General features: G+C 44.0%; 15 protein-coding genes. 6 read left to right on the forward strand and 9 right to left on the reverse strand.

Annotation, left to right across the window (positions count from 1 at the left end; genetic code table 11):
• Positions 1–245: 245 nt before the first annotated feature.
• The 4 genes from queC (at position 246) to MARME_RS11360 (ending at position 3049) form a co-directional block, all read left to right on the forward strand.
• Positions 246–905, forward strand: coding sequence for a 7-cyano-7-deazaguanine synthase QueC (gene queC / locus MARME_RS11345; protein ID WP_013661408.1), 660 nt, complete (start codon positions 246–248; stop codon positions 903–905).
• A gap of 162 nt (positions 906–1067) precedes the next feature.
• Positions 1068–1718 carry a 7-carboxy-7-deazaguanine synthase gene (queE, locus tag MARME_RS11350; protein ID WP_013661409.1) on the forward strand — a complete coding sequence of 217 codons (651 nt, stop codon included), beginning with the start codon at positions 1068–1070 and terminating at the stop codon, positions 1716–1718.
• A gap of 56 nt (positions 1719–1774) precedes the next feature.
• Positions 1775–2272 carry a peptidylprolyl isomerase gene (locus MARME_RS11355; protein WP_013661410.1) on the forward strand — a complete coding sequence of 166 codons (498 nt, stop codon included), beginning with the start codon at positions 1775–1777 and terminating at the stop codon, positions 2270–2272.
• 6 nt (positions 2273–2278) lie between these two features.
• Positions 2279–3049, forward strand: coding sequence for a UDP-2,3-diacylglucosamine diphosphatase (locus MARME_RS11360; RefSeq protein WP_013661411.1), 771 nt, complete (start codon positions 2279–2281; stop codon positions 3047–3049).
• 133 nt (positions 3050–3182) lie between these two features.
• Here the strand turns inward: MARME_RS11360 and MARME_RS11365 are convergent, their stop codons facing one another.
• On the reverse strand, positions 3183–3497 hold the full coding sequence (locus MARME_RS11365) for a hypothetical protein (RefSeq protein WP_013661412.1): 315 nt from the start codon (positions 3495–3497) through the stop codon (positions 3183–3185).
• Positions 3498–3606: 109 nt separating this feature from the next.
• Positions 3607–4218 carry a tRNA-(ms[2]io[6]A)-hydroxylase gene (miaE, locus tag MARME_RS11370; protein WP_013661413.1) on the reverse strand — a complete coding sequence of 204 codons (612 nt, stop codon included), beginning with the start codon at positions 4216–4218 and terminating at the stop codon, positions 3607–3609.
• Between the two features lie 191 nt (positions 4219–4409).
• Between miaE and MARME_RS11375 the strand changes: the two genes are divergently transcribed.
• Entirely contained in the window at positions 4410–6134 is a 1725-nt protein-coding gene (locus MARME_RS11375) for a formylglycine-generating enzyme family protein (protein WP_013661414.1), read from the forward strand.
• 317 nt (positions 6135–6451) lie between these two features.
• Positions 6452–9250: a bifunctional aconitate hydratase 2/2-methylisocitrate dehydratase gene (locus MARME_RS11380; protein ID WP_013661415.1), complete on the forward strand. Its 2799-nt coding sequence runs from the start codon at positions 6452–6454 to the stop codon at positions 9248–9250.
• Between the two features lie 176 nt (positions 9251–9426).
• Here the strand turns inward: MARME_RS11380 and MARME_RS11385 are convergent, their stop codons facing one another.
• The 7 genes from MARME_RS11385 to leuC all read right to left on the reverse strand — a co-directional run bounded on the left by MARME_RS11385 (position 9427) and on the right by leuC (position 15751).
• Positions 9427–9768, reverse strand: a complete 342-nt coding sequence (locus tag MARME_RS11385; protein WP_041647891.1) for a hypothetical protein — start codon at positions 9766–9768, stop codon at positions 9427–9429.
• Positions 9756–10640, reverse strand: a complete 885-nt coding sequence (locus tag MARME_RS11390; protein WP_013661417.1) for a hypothetical protein — start codon at positions 10638–10640, stop codon at positions 9756–9758. Before MARME_RS11390 ends, MARME_RS11385 begins: the two co-directional genes overlap by 13 nt.
• A gap of 144 nt (positions 10641–10784) precedes the next feature.
• Positions 10785–11177 carry a ribosome hibernation-promoting factor, HPF/YfiA family gene (hpf, locus tag MARME_RS11395; RefSeq protein WP_013661418.1) on the reverse strand — a complete coding sequence of 131 codons (393 nt, stop codon included), beginning with the start codon at positions 11175–11177 and terminating at the stop codon, positions 10785–10787.
• Between the two features lie 195 nt (positions 11178–11372).
• Positions 11373–12491, reverse strand: a complete 1119-nt coding sequence (asd, locus tag MARME_RS11400; protein WP_013661419.1) for an aspartate-semialdehyde dehydrogenase — start codon at positions 12489–12491, stop codon at positions 11373–11375.
• An 81-nt stretch (positions 12492–12572) separates the two neighbouring features.
• Complete coding sequence (leuB, locus tag MARME_RS11405; protein ID WP_013661420.1) at positions 12573–13652, reverse strand: 3-isopropylmalate dehydrogenase; 1080 nt, start codon at positions 13650–13652, stop codon at positions 12573–12575.
• A 10-nt stretch (positions 13653–13662) separates the two neighbouring features.
• Positions 13663–14313 (reverse strand): 3-isopropylmalate dehydratase small subunit, encoded by a 651-nt coding sequence (gene leuD / locus MARME_RS11410; protein ID WP_013661421.1) that lies wholly within the window; start codon positions 14311–14313, stop codon positions 13663–13665.
• Positions 14314–14323: 10 nt separating this feature from the next.
• Entirely contained in the window at positions 14324–15751 is a 1428-nt protein-coding gene (gene leuC / locus MARME_RS11415; RefSeq protein WP_013661422.1) for a 3-isopropylmalate dehydratase large subunit, read from the reverse strand.
• Between the last annotated feature and the right edge of the window lie 68 nt (positions 15752–15819).

Consider the following 15819-nt stretch of genomic DNA (forward strand, 5'->3'; position numbering starts at 1 on the left):
TATTAAGCTAACATGTACATTAATCAAGCGTCAGTCGAAAAAAACTTGGGTATTGGACGGCGACACTTGCATCGAATAAATAAGAGTTACCCTCATACTGAAGACAGTGGACTTGTTCACGCCTTCCATAACTATATGGTCAGTTTTTTTTCTGTTAGAATGGCGTCGTTTTTCAAGAAGCGCTTTTTCTACGAAAGCCTCTCTTAAATCCGTTTATAAATCCGTTTAAATTGAGGTTATTAGCAATGACGAATAAAGCCGTTGTCGTCTACTCTGGTGGAATGGACTCTTTCACCGTTCTGAACAAAGCAATAAAAGATGGCAAAGACGTGTACGCATTGTCGTTTAACTACGGACAAAGGCATAGCAAAGAACTTATTGTGGCCGCAAAAGTATGCCAAGATCTAAACATCCCACATAAAGTGGTGAACATATCAGCGATCAATGAACTCATGGCAGGCTCTTCACTAACCGATGAGATCGAGATACCTGAGGGACACTATGCTGAAGAAAGCATGAAGTCGACGGTGGTACCCAATCGAAATATGGTGCTTCTCTCAATGGCCATTGCCTACGCGGTATCTTTAGAAGCGCCAGAAGTGTATTATGGCGCGCATTCGGGCGACCATCATATTTACCCTGACTGTCGTCCAGCCTTTGTAAATGCAATGAACGATGTCTCTAAGATCGCAAACTATCAATCAGTAGAGATCGTTACGCCCTATTTAAGTAACTCTAAAGGCGATATTTTAGAGGATGGCTTAACTATGGGTCTAAATTATGCAAACACATGGACCTGTTACAACGGGCGAGAAAAAGCCTGTGGGAAATGTGGCGCATGCACTGAACGTTTAGAAGCGTTCTCTGAGCAAAACACGACCGACCCGCTTGCGTATGAAGTATAAAGAACACTCGCATATGAGACTTAGTTAGAATTCGTTAATAGTGTAATGCCGTCGGCTTCTGTTCCACAGATGCTCGATTTTCGAACTGAATATCACCTAGATAGGTAATATTCAATGTTATGACCCAGCCTCGACTGTTTTCGAGTGATTGAAGAAATAACCATGTACAACGTAAAAGAATCTTTTTACTCCCTTCAGGGAGAAGGTGCTCACGCAGGGCGCCCAGCAATATTTTGCCGCTTTACAGGCTGCAACCTTTGGAGCGGTAAAGAAAAACACCGCTTAAGCGCTGACTGCCAGTTTTGCGACACCGATTTCAACGGCGTCAATGGCCAGAATGGCGGCCGCTTCAAATCCGCCGATGAGCTTGCCAAACACATCGCCAATCAATGGCCTCAAGGCCACGGCAACAAATACGTCGTTTTCACCGGCGGTGAACCAGCCCTTCAACTTGATCAAGCGCTAATCAGTGCCGTTAAATCCTATGGTTTTATGGTAGCGATCGAAACCAATGGCACACTTAGACTCCCAGACAACATTGATTGGATCTGTGTAAGCCCTAAAACGACAGATCCGCTTGTCGTCAATGCAGGCAATGAGCTCAAATTCGTTTATCCGCAAACAAATTTAAACCCTAAAGACTATGAAGGGCTTGAATTTGAGCACTTTTACCTCCAACCAATGGATTTAAGTGCGGTACCAAAGCAAAATATCATCGCATCGGACACCCAAAGCGCAACATTAAAATACTGCTTGGAAAATCCGCTGTGGCGTATAAGCTTACAAACGCATAAAATGTTAAATATCGACTAAGCGTTGCTTTTCACTAAGATAACGCTGACAAAAACGCTAATTATAAGGACCTATTCATGATCGTTCTACACACTAATTTCGGTGATATCACTATCGAGCTAGACTACGAAAAAGCACCGAAGTCTGCTAAAAACTTTGAAGAGTATGTTACTGCTGGTCATTACAATGGCGTGATCTTCCATCGCGTGATCAATGGTTTCATGGTTCAAGGTGGCGGATTTGACGCTGACATGAAGCAGAAAGAGACTCGTGCTCCTATTGAAAACGAAGCTGACAATGGCCTAGAAAACCTAACTGGCACACTGGCTATGGCACGTACAATGGACCCACATTCCGCCTCTGCTCAGTTCTTTATCAACGTATCTGATAACAGCTTCCTAAACCACCGATCAAAAACGCCAGATGGTTGGGGTTACGCGGTATTCGGTAAAGTGACTGCTGGTATGGACGTAGTAAACAAGATCAAAGAAGTACCAACAACAATGAAAGCAGGCCATCAAGATGTCCCTGCTGAAGATGTTGTTATCGAATCAGCAGAGCTGATTGCAGAATAACGTTTCATGACAGACTTCTTCATATCAGATCTACATCTGTATGATAAACGCCCGGATTTGATCCGGGCGTTCGTCGTTCTAACAGATGAAATAAAAAAATACCCAGATAGCACGCTCTACATATTAGGGGATTTTTATGAGGCTTGGATTGGCGACGACTACCAACCACTTTGGAACAAAGACATCGAAACCGCCCTCACCTCTTTACATGCGTCAGGACACAGCATTAAGTTCATACATGGAAATCGTGATTTTTTAATTAAACATACGTGGTGTGAACGAACAGGGGCAGAACTCTTAGAAGAAATCAGCTCATTGAATCACCGTGGCAACATTATCTGTTTAGCGCACGGTGATGAGTTTTGTACAGACGACATCGATTACCAACAGTTTCGCGCACAGAATCGAACAGAAGCATGGCAAAGCACGGTACTTGCAATGCCAATCGAGCAACGACTGGCACTCGCGCAACAGCTTCGAAATGACAGTAAATCGATGTCAGCAGATAAAGAAAGCAGCATCATGGACGTGAATGAAAACACCATTGCATCCACAATGCACCAGCAAGGCGCTTCGGTACTTATTCACGGACACACCCACAGACCAAAACTTCACGATCAAACCTTTGGTAAGCGCCTAGTACTTGGGGATTGGGATACTTTTGTTTGGGTCGCCAAACTAGAGGACAATTCACTGTCACAGGCACGCGCAAGTGTAGAAAGCTTTTGTGAAAAAGGCTTTGAATCTTTAGATACACAGCACGCACTTCAACTTTAAGACGATTTGTGAGTTTAAACCACAGACTCAGTAGCGACGAAGCCCTAACAGATAAAAACCTGGGGCCGTACAAAAAGAAAAAAAATAAAACCAGCTTCGCTACATCAGGGAAGCCAGTTTTGCTAAGTTCACTTTAAGTTAAATGAAGAAGTTCTTTCACCCACGCTGTTTCTTGACCACCGCGAGAGCGCTTAAATTCTAGATTTCGATCATGCAAAACTGCAATTGCCCTAAAAAAGGCATTATTTACAGTAACGGGATTAAGCTCCACCCCATAAGATGACCACCAATGTTGCTGCGCCTTATTTGTCAAAACCTGATAAAGATAATCAAGCTCAATGGTTCCCTCATAGACTTTCTCCAGATCGATTGAAGGCTTGCTTTTCGCTATTTGCAGTGCCAACCAATAAGTAACTTCTGGCAACTGCTCAGTAGTGTGCTTGCTCATCACAACCTCCCCAGTTTCATGAGTAGTAACGAAGAGTCTAGCAGGATATGAACTTAGTGTGAGCTAAAAACTGCAACACCTTGTAATTATTAAGTAACATAATGTCGCATTATGCTGCTTTAGGTGGCCCACTGTGCATGCGAAACTCTGTGTCTGGCTCTGTAATGAGCTTCTCTTCTAACGCCCTAAAAAAGGCCACTCGCTCATCGATTGGCTCGTTTGAGTATTCCTTTGCAAGCTCAAGGTAGTCTTCGAAGTGACGTGCTTCTGATTTGAGCAAGGAAATATAGAATTTGGATAATTCTTCATCTAAGTGTGGAGCTAACACAGCGAAGCGCTCGCACGAACGAGCTTCCACAAAAGCGCCGATAATCATGGTATCAACTAAGCGAGCCGGCTCGTGGGTTCGAATGTGTTTGCGTAGACCGTCAGCATAACGAGAGGCCGTTAAATGCTCGTAAGGCATATTACGCTTACGCATTATTTTGTGAACTTGCTCGAAATGCAGTAACTCTTCACGAGCCAAGCGGGACATTTTATGCAATAAATTATCCCTATCCACGTAGCGATACATTAAACTCATTGCTGTACTTGCTGCTTTCTTTTCGCAGTGAGCATGATCAACTAGAAGTGTGGTTTCATTCTCTATCGCCCATTTCACCCATGCATCCGGTGAAGCACAGGGAAGAAATTCAACCAACTCAGGATATGCAGATAACATTTCTCTACCTTTTTCTTTTAAAAAACGAGATTATACTCTGGAATGAATAACCACGCATTAATGGAAGCAACGAATAACTGACCTAAGTTTCAGTCATAGCAAAGAAAGTTACACATATGCATCCTTCTTTCTGTTGAACCTTTGGCATTATTTAATGCTCCGTAGATATTGATTTGGATATCAAGTCACTCATGAAGCAGTATTACGACCCAAACAATTTAAGAATTGGTCAACATGTTGGGATGGAGCTCGATCCATACACCCTCAACTACCCTCTCAATGAGAGCAAAACAGCTTGGGTCGCCGATCAAGGTGGCCGCTCATTTGTTTTGCGTTTTTATGAGCCACAACGAGGCGAACTCGAAGACTTCTTGTCCAACGCGCGTAAATATACGCAAATAAAGCATTCATCAATCACGCCTAACTACCCTCCTTTCTACTCAAATTTGTGGGTTTTTTCTTGTTCTGCGGTGTGTGGGGGTGAACGCCTATTTAGCTTTCTTGGAAAATACCCAGACGGCGCGCCACTGAATATCGTATTAAGCGTATTTGACTCTATGTCCAAAACATTGGATCAGGTACATGAACGAGAGTTAGTGCACGGAATGCTTGATTTGAACAGCGTTCATGTCGTAAACGGCAGCGGCGTAATGACGGGGTTTGGCGCCTTAAATTGGATGAACAAAATCACCGGCCAAGACATGGACGCACGATTTTTTCCACCTGAATACAAAAAACGCCACCAAACGCTCAGCCCATCGATCGATCGATACATGTTCATGAAGTTGCTACTCGCCGCGTTACTTGGAGAATCCATTCTCGACAGAGCAACCAACAACCTACCTAAGGAAATTGATTCTCTTAGTCCAGACGCTTGGAACAAGATAAAAAACTGGAGCCGCCCTGCGGTTAGGCATCGCCCTAAATCGCTGGTCGAGGTAATGCGCATTTTACGAGCGGACCTCTATGAAAGCACAACATCCAACGGAACCGTTAGACCAAAGAAGAGCAAACCACGCAAACAAAACAGCGGCGGAAGCCGATGGCTAAAAATAGGCATACCTGCACTCACATTAACAAGTGCCGCCATAGCACTCCCCTTTATACTTGGTTTAGTCAACTTTTCCGACACCGAAACCGACATTCCTGACGTTGTTGAGAACGACTTTCAAAGCTTACCGCAAGTCCTCGAAGAACCGCTTAAAGACGGAGGGAATGCCCCAAAAGTCGAAAAGATTGCACCGGCCATTTTCGAAATGGGCGACCTGAATGGCTACGGTTACGAGAACGAATTACCGAAACATGAAGTTAATATCCCTACTGGCTTTTACTTGAGTAAACATGAAGTAACCTTTGCTCAATATGATCGGTTTGCTAAAGCCACCGGAAGAGCCCTCCCGCCAGACAATGGCTGGGGACGCAATAATCGCCCAGTTATTAATATCTCTTGGTATGATGCCAAAGCTTACGCAGCTTGGGTTTCTGAGCAAACGGGAAAATCTTATCGACTACCCACTGAAATAGAATGGGAATACTCTGCTAGAGCAGGGTCCAAAACGGCGTATTGGTATGGAGACAACCTACAAGAAGGCTTTAGCGTCTGTGAAAGCTGTGGAACACAATGGGACAGCGTCTCTTCTGCACCAGTAGGGTCACAAGCAAGCAACCCATTTGGCCTATTCGATATGCATGGTAATGTCGCAGAGTGGGTCGAAGATTGCTATCACGCCAGCTACGAAGGTGCCCCAACGACGAATAGCATTTGGCTGTCAAACCAGTGCGAGCAGAGAGTACTTCGAGGTGGTTCTTGGTTTGATGAGCCGACAGTAGGACGAAGTGCAACCCGCTACCCCGCAGAGCCGGACATGCGTGCCAGTAACTGGGGATTTCGATTGGTCAGAGTCTTAAAAAACTAGCGTTCTAGCTACAGGAGAAGAGATGAATTGCGCACAAAAACACAGAGTGAGTCGTCGGTTTCTTAACCAAAACAAAGCCTTAGAAGTAGCAGAATAATTTCGCTAAATGTCACCTATTCGATATTGTTATGGCGGATAGCCACTCTTGAAGCAATTTTTCCTATACTATAATTAAGCCAAACGTATAGACTACAATGGAAGCTTCGTATTTGTACCCTAAGCTTCCTTAGGGAAGTTTCCTTAATAATAAAGGTGGATCTCTGAGTAGGTCCTTTATATACGTAATATTTTCGCTATTAAAAGTTTAGAGGTGTTAAATGAGCCTGTATCAAGAATACTTAAACGAAATTGAAGACCGCAAAGGTGAAGGGCTACACCCTAAGCCAATCGACAGCGGTGAACTGCTAACTGAAATCATTGCTCAAATTAAAGACACTGAGCACAAGTACCGCGAAGGGTCTCTAAACTTTTTCGTCTACAACACGCTACCCGGTACAACAAGCGCTGCGGCGGTTAAAGCTCAGTTCCTAAAAGAAATTATTTTAGGAGAAGAGTCAGTTAAAGAAATTAGTCCTGAACTCGCTTTCGAATACCTTTCTCACATGAAAGGCGGCCCATCAGTTGAAGCACTCATTGACCTTGCTTTAGCAGACGATGCGGCAATTGCATCTGCGGCGGCTGACGTTCTAAAAACTCAAGTGTTTTTGTACGAAGCAGATATGGATCGACTATCCGACGCTTACAAAGCGGGCAATGCGATCGCTACAGACATTCTGGAAAGCTACGCTAAAGCGGAGTTTTTCACTAAATTACCTGAAATCGAAGAAAAAATTGAAGTCGTTACCTACATTGCAGGTGAAGGCGATATTTCTACCGATTTACTGTCTCCAGGTAACCAAGCTCACTCTCGTGCAGACCGTGAACTGCACGGTAAGTGCATGATTTCTCCAGAAGCTCAGCAAGAAATTGTAGAATTAAAAGAGAAACACCCTGATGCGAAAGTCATGCTTATCGCAGAGAAAGGCACAATGGGTGTCGGTTCTTCTCGTATGTCTGGCGTGAACAACGTTGCATTGTGGGCGGGTAAACAAGCAAGCCCATACGTTCCTTTCATCAATATTGCCCCTGTTGTTGCTGGTACTAACGGTATATCGCCAATCTTTCTAACAACTGTTGGCGTGACTGGCGGTATTGGTATCGATCTTAAAAACTGGGTCAAAAAAGTTGACGCGGAAGGCAACACAGTCCTTGATGCGAACGGCGACCCTGTTTTGGAAGAAGCTTACTCGGTTGCAACTGGCACCGTGTTAACAATCGACACGAAAGCGAAAAAACTATACAACGGTGACACAGAGCTTGCTGACGTATCTGACTCTTTTGACCCACAAAAAGTTGAGTTCATGAAAGCCGGCGGTTCCTATGCCGTTGTTTTCGGTAAGAAGCTGCAAACTTTTGCTGCAGAGACATTAGGAGTTGATGCACCTCAAGTCTACGCACCGTCGAAAGAAATCTCTATTGAAAACCAAGGTCTAACGGCCGTAGAAAAGATTTTCAACAATAACGCAGTTGGCGTGGCATCAGAAACACCATTACACGCAGGTTCTGACGTTCGAGTTAAAGTAAATATCGTTGGTTCTCAGGATACAACTGGCCCAATGACAGCTCAAGAACTAGAAGCGATGGCTGCGTCAGTTATCTCTCCTATTGTTGACGGCGCCTACCAGTCTGGCTGTCACACAGCATCTGTTTGGGATAACAAAGCAAAAGCCAACATCCCTAAACTAATGAGCTTTATGAACAAATTCGGTCTGATCACAGCACGTGATCCAAAAGGCGTATACTTGCCAATGACTGACGTTATCCATAAAGTGTTGAACGACATTACCATAGATGACCGCGCGATCATCATCGGTGGTGACTCTCACACCCGTATGTCTAAAGGTGTCGCATTCGGTGCTGACTCCGGCACTGTTGCGCTAGCACTTGCTACAGGCGAAGCAGCGATGCCAATCCCTGACTCTGTAAAAGTGACTTTCAAAGGCAATATGAAGAGTCATATGGATTTCCGTGACGTCGTACACGCAACGCAGGCTCAAATGCTTAAGCAGTTTGGCGGCGAAAACGTTTTCCAAGGTCGCATTATCGAAGTTCATATCGGTACATTACTTGCTGACCAAGCATTCACGTTTACCGACTGGACAGCAGAAATGAAAGCGAAAGCTTCTATCTGTATTTCAACGGATGATACTTTGATCGAATCTCTTGAATTGGCGAAAAGCCGTATTCAAATTATGATCGACAAAGGAATGGAAAACGAAGCGAAAACATTGCACGGTTTGATCGCTCTAGCGGACAAACGTATTGCGGGCATCAAGTCAGGAGAACAACCTGCTCTTGCACCTGACAACAACGCTAAGTACTACGCAGAAGTCACAGTAGACCTAGATGAAATCGCTGAGCCAATGGTCGCTGACCCTGACGTTAATAACGATGATGTGTCTAAGCGTTATACACATGACGTCATTCGCCCTGTTTCTTTCTACAATGAGAAGCCTGTTGACCTTGGCTTTGTTGGTTCTTGTATGGTGCATAAAGGCGATATCCAAATCATCGCTCAAATGCTTCGCAACATTGAATCCAAACAAGGTAGCGTTTCCTTTAAGGCACCTCTTGTTGTTGCAGCACCAACATACAACATTGTTGACGAGCTAAAAGCAGAAGGCGACTGGGAAATTCTAGCTAAATACGCTGGATTCGAATTCGATGATTCAAATCCAAAAAATGCAGCGCGTACTTCTTACGAAAACATTCTGTATTTAGAGCGTCCTGGCTGTAACCTATGTATGGGTAACCAAGAAAAAGCGGCACCAGGTGACACTGTTATCGCAACATCTACACGCCTATTCCAAGGTCGAGTTGTAGCTGACTCAGCTGAGAAAAAAGGTGAATCTTTACTAGGTTCTACCCCGTTGGTCGTACTTTCAACCATCTTGGGTCGATTCCCTACAATGGACGAGTACTTATCAGCCGTTGACGGAATTGATTTGACTTCTTTCGTTCCACCAGCTGAAGAAATGACTGCGGAACCAGAACTTATCGCTGTAAGCGCTAACTAATCATCATTTAAACCTTTGAACTAAAAAGCCCGCAATTGCGGGCTTTTTTATGACGACTCTTTTTATAGGAGCACTCTTTTTAAGACAAGTCATTTTAAAACAAGTTTTTTTATGACCGCATGGGCTCTCAAAACTAGAACGGCGCAATTAGAGCAACCTCAAACACACGGAAACGATTAGAACTTAGCATTCAAGCCAAGTTCATAACGCCAATCCTCACCATCCAATGACCTGGTTTTTCCATTGAATTGCATTTCGTTCTCTTGAGGCGTAGTGACACTGAGATTAAAATTAATACCGGGAGGGTAAAGACCAAATAACATTACTCTTTTTTGAACCCCCAGCGTCACATCATTTGAAAAGAGTCGAACCGCACTATGATCTGGAGCAACCCTCATATCATTGTATAAGCCATACAATAAAGACGCCTCAAATTGCCACCCTACCCCATAGCGCCAACTGACATAATCGTACTTGTAGTTAGTCTGACCGGAAGCGTAGTCAACTAACAACGCCAATGCTCCAGCCTTTCTTTTAGCTTTATGCCATAACCATACTTAGATTCATCGTCAGCTAAAACCTGACCACGCACACCGATATAATCAAATACCCAATCGTTTACGAACACACCTAACGTCAACAAAGGGGCCTTAAAGGTCCCATTTGAATAAGGGGCCGCCATAGAAACTTGAGCCCAATCTGAAAAGGTATAGTTAAATGGAATAATATAGCCATCAGAGGAAGCACTCAGACCAACTGAAGAGTTTGGATACAATTGTGGTGAAGAATCATCAACCTCTTCAACGTTTTCAAATTGCGCACTCTGACCAATAAGAACGATATTTGATTCTTCAGCCGTTGTAATATCTTCTAAAATAGTCTGATACTGGCTTTCAAGCTCAGCTTCATATTGAGATAACCGCAACGCCCATGCGTTTGCCATTTCTTCATACGCATTCTCTAATGAAGCTTGGCCTTGCTCACCAGCGGCTTTCGCTAATGATTCATAATATGTTTTTTTATCGTCATACTTTAGTATTGCCTCTTCCAGAGTGGCAGCAACTTGATCAGATTGGTTGTTTGTATCGGTTCGCACATTTGAAAGCTCAGAACTAATGTTCTGTTTCACATTTTCAGCTAGCGCCAGAATATCTTGTGCATTCTTATCAATTTGGTTTTGAAGTGCTTGTGTCGGGGTCTGACCTTCTTCCAACTCTTCTATTTGTTGCTCGATCGTATCAATTTCATTTTGAATATCCGTTTCAGCGTCATCCAAATAATCATCAAGATCACCAAGAGAAAACGCATTAACACTGGCAGAAGAAAAACAAACAATTGAAAAACACACTGTGACGAGAAAGGTATTGATTGAAGTTTTTATACAGACCATATCTCTAACCTAATGAAATCATGCCTATCCGTTGGATGATATGGCGATTATTGACGACAAATAGAACTTAGAAATATACCACTCTTGAGCTTATTTAATCCAAACTCAAGAGTGGACTAATATTACAATTTTTGGAAAACGCCTCTATAGAACGCTACGCTCAGCAAGCTCGTTGAATTCATCTTGCTCTTCCCTCTCGCGATCACTTTCTAGATCTCTCGAGTCAGGATGATGCTTTCTACCCTCGTGTTTCGCTTTATATTTTAGCAATTGCTTTTCAAGTTTTGCTACCAGCATATCTAATGCGGGAGCAAGCTGCTTGTCTGTTTTAACGGTTGCAAAAAGATCGTGATTTGGGATGTGGACGCTGGCTTCAACAATAAGCTCATGCGCTTTATGCTTCTCAGTATTTAAAATGACATTAATTGTGGTGATGTGACTATTGATTCTGGCTAAATGGTCTAATTTTTCTTTTACAGCGGTTTGTACTTCTTCACCAGATTGAACGTGATGGCCGCTAATGTTCAGTTTATACATAAGCAAACTTTCCTTATTATTCTAGATGGATGGAAAACGCGTGCATTACTCCTTTTCAACTTACTACACTTATTAACTTAAGGGTTTATCAGACAAATTCAACCCCAAATTTACTTTAATAAACGAAACATTACACAGATCAATAGAGACAAAAAAAGCCGTCATAAAGACGGCTTTTTTTAACATTGCAGAGGATTAATCTTCAAGCAGTATTCTTAGCATACGACGAAGCGGTTCCGCTGCACCCCATAGAAGCTGATCGCCAACACTGAATGCACTGATGTATTCAGGTCCCATATTCAACTTGCGAATACGACCAACAGGCACGCTTAAAGTACCTGTCGCGACGGTAGGCGTTAAACGCTCCATTGATGCTTGTTTATCATTAGGCACAACGTCAACCCAATCATTATGTTGCGCTAACAGGCCTTCAATATCGGTCACTGGGATGTCTTGGTTTAACTTAATGGTAAACGCTTGGCTATGGCATCGCATTGCGCCAATACGAACACACAAACCATCAACCGGAATTTGAGAGCCAAAATTACCAAGAATTTTATTCGTCTCAGCTTGCGCTTTCCATTCTTCGCGGCTTTGACCGTTATCCAGTTGACTATCAATGTACGGAATCAACGACCCCGCTAAAGGAACACCAAATTGATCAACAGGCATATCAGCAGAACGCATTTTTTCTGCGACCTTGCGGTCAATGTCTAAAATAGCACTTGCTGGATCTGCAAGTTCAGAGGCAACCGTTTGGTTCAACAATCCCATCTGATTGATAAGCTCTCTCATATGACGAGCACCACCACCCGATGCCGCCTGATAAGTCATCGATGTCATCCACTCGATGTAGCCCTTCTCAAAAAGACCACCAAGCGCCATTAACATCAAAGAAACTGTACAGTTACCGCCCGCAAAGGTTTTAACGCCGTCTTTCAAACCTTGTTTGATGACGTTTTGGTTCACTGGATCAAGGATGATAATCGATTCGTCTTCCATACGTAACGATGATGCCGCATCAATCCAGTAACCCTTCCAACCAGCCTCACGTAACTTAGGATAAATCGCCTTCGTATAGTCACCACCTTGGCAGGTAATGATAATTTCCATTTTCTTCAAAGACTCAATATCATTCGCGTCTTGAAGCAAAGGAATATCTTTACCAATCTCTGGGCCTTTTTGACCCGTTTGTGATGTGGAGAAAAAAACAGGATCAATATGATCAAAATCGTTTTCTTCTCGCATACGTTGCATAAGCACGGAACCTACCATTCCGCGCCATCCGACTAAACCTACAGTTTGTTTTGACATGGTCTTTTACCTTTTTTTAGTGTGGGCCCACTCATACCAAGAGCAGTATCCCTAATGATTGCCTGTGACTTTTTTAGTTCACTAGGCCTTTAAAGCAGCAAGCACAGCATCACCCATTTGAGCAGTGCTTACTGTTGTACAACCTTCTGATGCGATATCGGCCGTTCTTAAGCCTTGATCAAGTACATTACTGACCGCGGTTTCAATTGCATCTGCCGCCTCTTTCGCTTCAAGCGAATAACGCAACATCATAGCAACAGAAAGGATCGTCGCCAATGGATTCGCTTTACCTTGACCCGCTATATCTGGTGCAGAGCCATGACACGGCTCATACATACCGCGACCTTCTGCATTCAAAGACGCTGATGGTAGCATACCAATTGAGCCTGTTAACATAGCGGCGGCATCCGAAAGAATATCACCAAACATATTGCCGGTTACCATAACATCAAACTGTTTTGGCGCGCGCACAAGTTGCATCGCGGCATTATCAACCAACATATGGCTTAATTCAACATCTGGATATTCTTTAGCCACTTCTTCCATGACTTCTTTCCATAGAACTGTCACTTCAAGAACATTTGACTTGTCGATTGAGCAAACGCGCTTATTACGCTGACGTGCCGCCTCAAAAGCAGAACGCGCAATACGACGAATTTCTGATTCTGAATAAACGTATGTGTTGTAACCCTGACGCTCGCCATTTTCTAACGTGCGAATACCACGAGGTTGACCAAAGTAAATACCACCAGTCAATTCACGAACAATCAGAATATCCAAACCAGCGACAATTTCATGCTTTAAGCTAGACGCATCTGCAAGCTGAGGATATAAAATCGCAGGACGCAGGTTCGCAAATAATTCAAGGTTTGAGCGTAAGCCAAGCAAGCCTTTTTCTGGGCGAACCGACATATCAAGCCCATCCCATTTTGGTCCACCAACCGCGCCAAGCAAAATAGCATTAGCGGCTTTCGCTTTGTCTAATGTTACCTCTGGCAATGGTGAGCCTGTTTCGTCGTACGCTGATCCACCTACAAGCGCACTTTCGTGTTCGATGTTAAGGTCAAATGAAGCGTTTACTTGATCCAGAACACGCACAGCTTGTTCGACAATCTCTGGTCCGATACCGTCACCCGGCAAAATTAATACGTTTTTAGTCATGTTATGTTCCTTAAAGAGTGCGCTCAGCAAACAACCATGGCGCTTGTTGTTTGCGTTTTTCTTCATATGCTTTGATGCTGTCCGCTTCTTGAAGCGTTAGGCCAATATCGTCTAACCCATTCAATAAGCAATGCTTACGGAACGAATCAACTAAGAATGAATATTCTTTACCATCCGGTGTTGTGACCACTTGAGCGCCTAAATCAACCGTAAGCTCGTAACCTTCATTAGCTTCAACGGCTTTAAATAGTTCATCCACCTCTTCCTCATCTAACACAATAGGAAGCAAGCCATTCTTAAAGCAGTTATTGAAAAATATATCAGCGAAGCTAGGAGCAATAACGGCACGAATACCGTAGTCATCCAACGCCCATGGCGCATGTTCACGACTAGAGCCGCAACCAAAGTTGTTGCGAGCAAGCAGTACGCTGGTCGCCTGATAACGCGCTTGGTTTAAGACAAACTCTTTACGCAAAGGACGTCCGGTGCATTCCTGATCTGGCTGCCCCTCGTCTTCATAGCGTAATTCATCAAATAAATTTTTTCCGAAGCCAGTTCGTTTAATCGACTTTAAAAACTGCTTTGGAATGATCATGTCAGTATCGACGTTAGCTAAATCTAAAGGAGCCGCGATACCTGTGTGTACTGTAAATGGACGCATCTATGTCTCCTTAATGTTTAACTAGTTCATTAACATCAACAAAGTGACCAGCAATCGCCGCCGCTGCCGCCATTGCTGGGCTAACTAAGTGTGTTCGACCACCAAAACCCTGACGGCCTTCAAAATTTCGGTTAGAGGTCGAAGCACAATGTTCACCCGCACCTAATTTATCGGCATTCATTGCCAAACACATAGAACAACCCGGCTCGCGCCATTGAAGCCCTGCTTCGGTAAAGATTTTGTCCAAGCCTTCTTTTTCAGCTTGTTCCTTAACAAGACCCGAGCCTGGTACCACAATAGCCTCTTTGATCGTATCCGCCACTTTACGACCTTTTACCACTTCAGCGGCAGAACGTAAGTCTTCGATGCGAGAGTTAGTGCAAGAACCAATAAACACTTTGTCTAGGGTGATATCAGAAAGCGTCTCTTTGCCTTCTAGACCCATATATTTCCATGCACGTGCATAACCTTCACGCTGAACAGGATCTTGTTGATCTTCCGGTTTTGGTATCGATGCATCAACAGGGATCACCATTTCAGGCGAGGTTCCCCATGTTACTTGCGGCTTGATCTCTTCCGCTTTCAATACGACCACTTCGTCAAATTCAGCATCGTTATCAGACACTAAGTCTTTCCAAGAATCGACCGCCATCTCCCACTGATCAGCAGTCGGCGCGTAAGGTCGATCTTTTACATAGTTTATCGTTGTATCGTCGACAGCAATAAGGCCTACTCGAGCACCCGCCTCGATCGCCATGTTACAAATCGTCATGCGCCCTTCCATAGAAAGAGACTGAATCGCTTCACCACCAAACTCAATGGCGAAACCGGTACCACCCGCCGTACCAATTTTACCGATAATAGCTAACACAACGTCTTTAGCGGTCACCCACGGCGATAATTGGCCATCAACTCGCACCAACATGTTACGCATCTTCTTAGCGACCAAACACTGAGTTGCTAGAACGTGTTCAACTTCTGACGTACCAATGCCGTGCGCTAACGCACCAAAGGCACCGTGTGTAGAGGTATGAGAATCGCCACATACAACGGTCATTCCTGGTAACGTAGCACCTTGCTCTGGCCCAACAACGTGCACAATACCTTGACGGATATCCATCATATTAAATTCTGTGATACCAAATTCATCACAGTTTTCATCCAGAGTAGTCACCTGGATTTTAGAAACCGGATCTTCGATACCGTTAACGCCGCTCTTGCGTTCTTCGACTGTCGTCGGAACGTTGTGATCAGGCGTCGCTAAGCTTGCTGACGTTCTCCACGGCTTGCGGCCGTGCAAACGAAGACCTTCAAATGCTTGAGGGGAAGTTACTTCGTGTAGAAGCTGTAAATCGATGTAGATTAATGCACTGCCATCGTCGCGTTGCTGAACCAAATGAGCGTCCCACAACTTATCGTATAAGGTTTTGCCTGCCATTTCTCTCTCTCCTAAGCTGACTTGTGGACAATCCTATACGCTTCCTTTAAATTACTCAAATTCATATT

The sequence above is a fragment of the Marinomonas mediterranea MMB-1 genome (assembly GCF_000192865.1).
In the GTDB taxonomy this organism is placed as follows: Bacteria; Pseudomonadota; Gammaproteobacteria; order Pseudomonadales; family Marinomonadaceae; genus Marinomonas; species Marinomonas mediterranea.

Excerpts from the sequence above, each read along its gene's own strand:
- leuD (WP_013661421.1), bottom strand. The coding sequence starts at position 14,313 with ATGCGTCCATTTACAGTACACACAGGTATCGCGGCTCCTTTAGATTTA.
- leuC (WP_013661422.1), bottom strand. The coding sequence starts at position 15,751 with ATGGCAGGCAAAACCTTATACGATAAGTTGTGGGACGCTCATTTGGTT.
- MARME_RS11380 (WP_013661415.1), top strand. The coding sequence starts at position 6,452 with ATGAGCCTGTATCAAGAATACTTAAACGAAATTGAAGACCGCAAAGGT.
- hpf (WP_013661418.1), bottom strand. The coding sequence starts at position 11,177 with ATGTATAAACTGAACATTAGCGGCCATCACGTTCAATCTGGTGAAGAA.
- queE (WP_013661409.1), top strand. The coding sequence starts at position 1,068 with ATGTACAACGTAAAAGAATCTTTTTACTCCCTTCAGGGAGAAGGTGCT.
- MARME_RS11375 (WP_013661414.1), top strand. The coding sequence starts at position 4,410 with ATGAAGCAGTATTACGACCCAAACAATTTAAGAATTGGTCAACATGTT.
- MARME_RS11360 (WP_013661411.1), top strand. The coding sequence starts at position 2,279 with ATGACAGACTTCTTCATATCAGATCTACATCTGTATGATAAACGCCCG.
- asd (WP_013661419.1), bottom strand. The coding sequence starts at position 12,491 with ATGTCAAAACAAACTGTAGGTTTAGTCGGATGGCGCGGAATGGTAGGT.
- MARME_RS11390 (WP_013661417.1), bottom strand. The coding sequence starts at position 10,640 with ATGGTCTGTATAAAAACTTCAATCAATACCTTTCTCGTCACAGTGTGT.
- miaE (WP_013661413.1), bottom strand. The coding sequence starts at position 4,218 with ATGTTATCTGCATATCCTGAGTTGGTTGAATTTCTTCCCTGTGCTTCA.
- MARME_RS11365 (WP_013661412.1), bottom strand. The coding sequence starts at position 3,497 with ATGAGCAAGCACACTACTGAGCAGTTGCCAGAAGTTACTTATTGGTTG.
- leuB (WP_013661420.1), bottom strand. The coding sequence starts at position 13,652 with ATGACTAAAAACGTATTAATTTTGCCGGGTGACGGTATCGGACCAGAG.
- MARME_RS11355 (WP_013661410.1), top strand. The coding sequence starts at position 1,775 with ATGATCGTTCTACACACTAATTTCGGTGATATCACTATCGAGCTAGAC.
- queC (WP_013661408.1), top strand. The coding sequence starts at position 246 with ATGACGAATAAAGCCGTTGTCGTCTACTCTGGTGGAATGGACTCTTTC.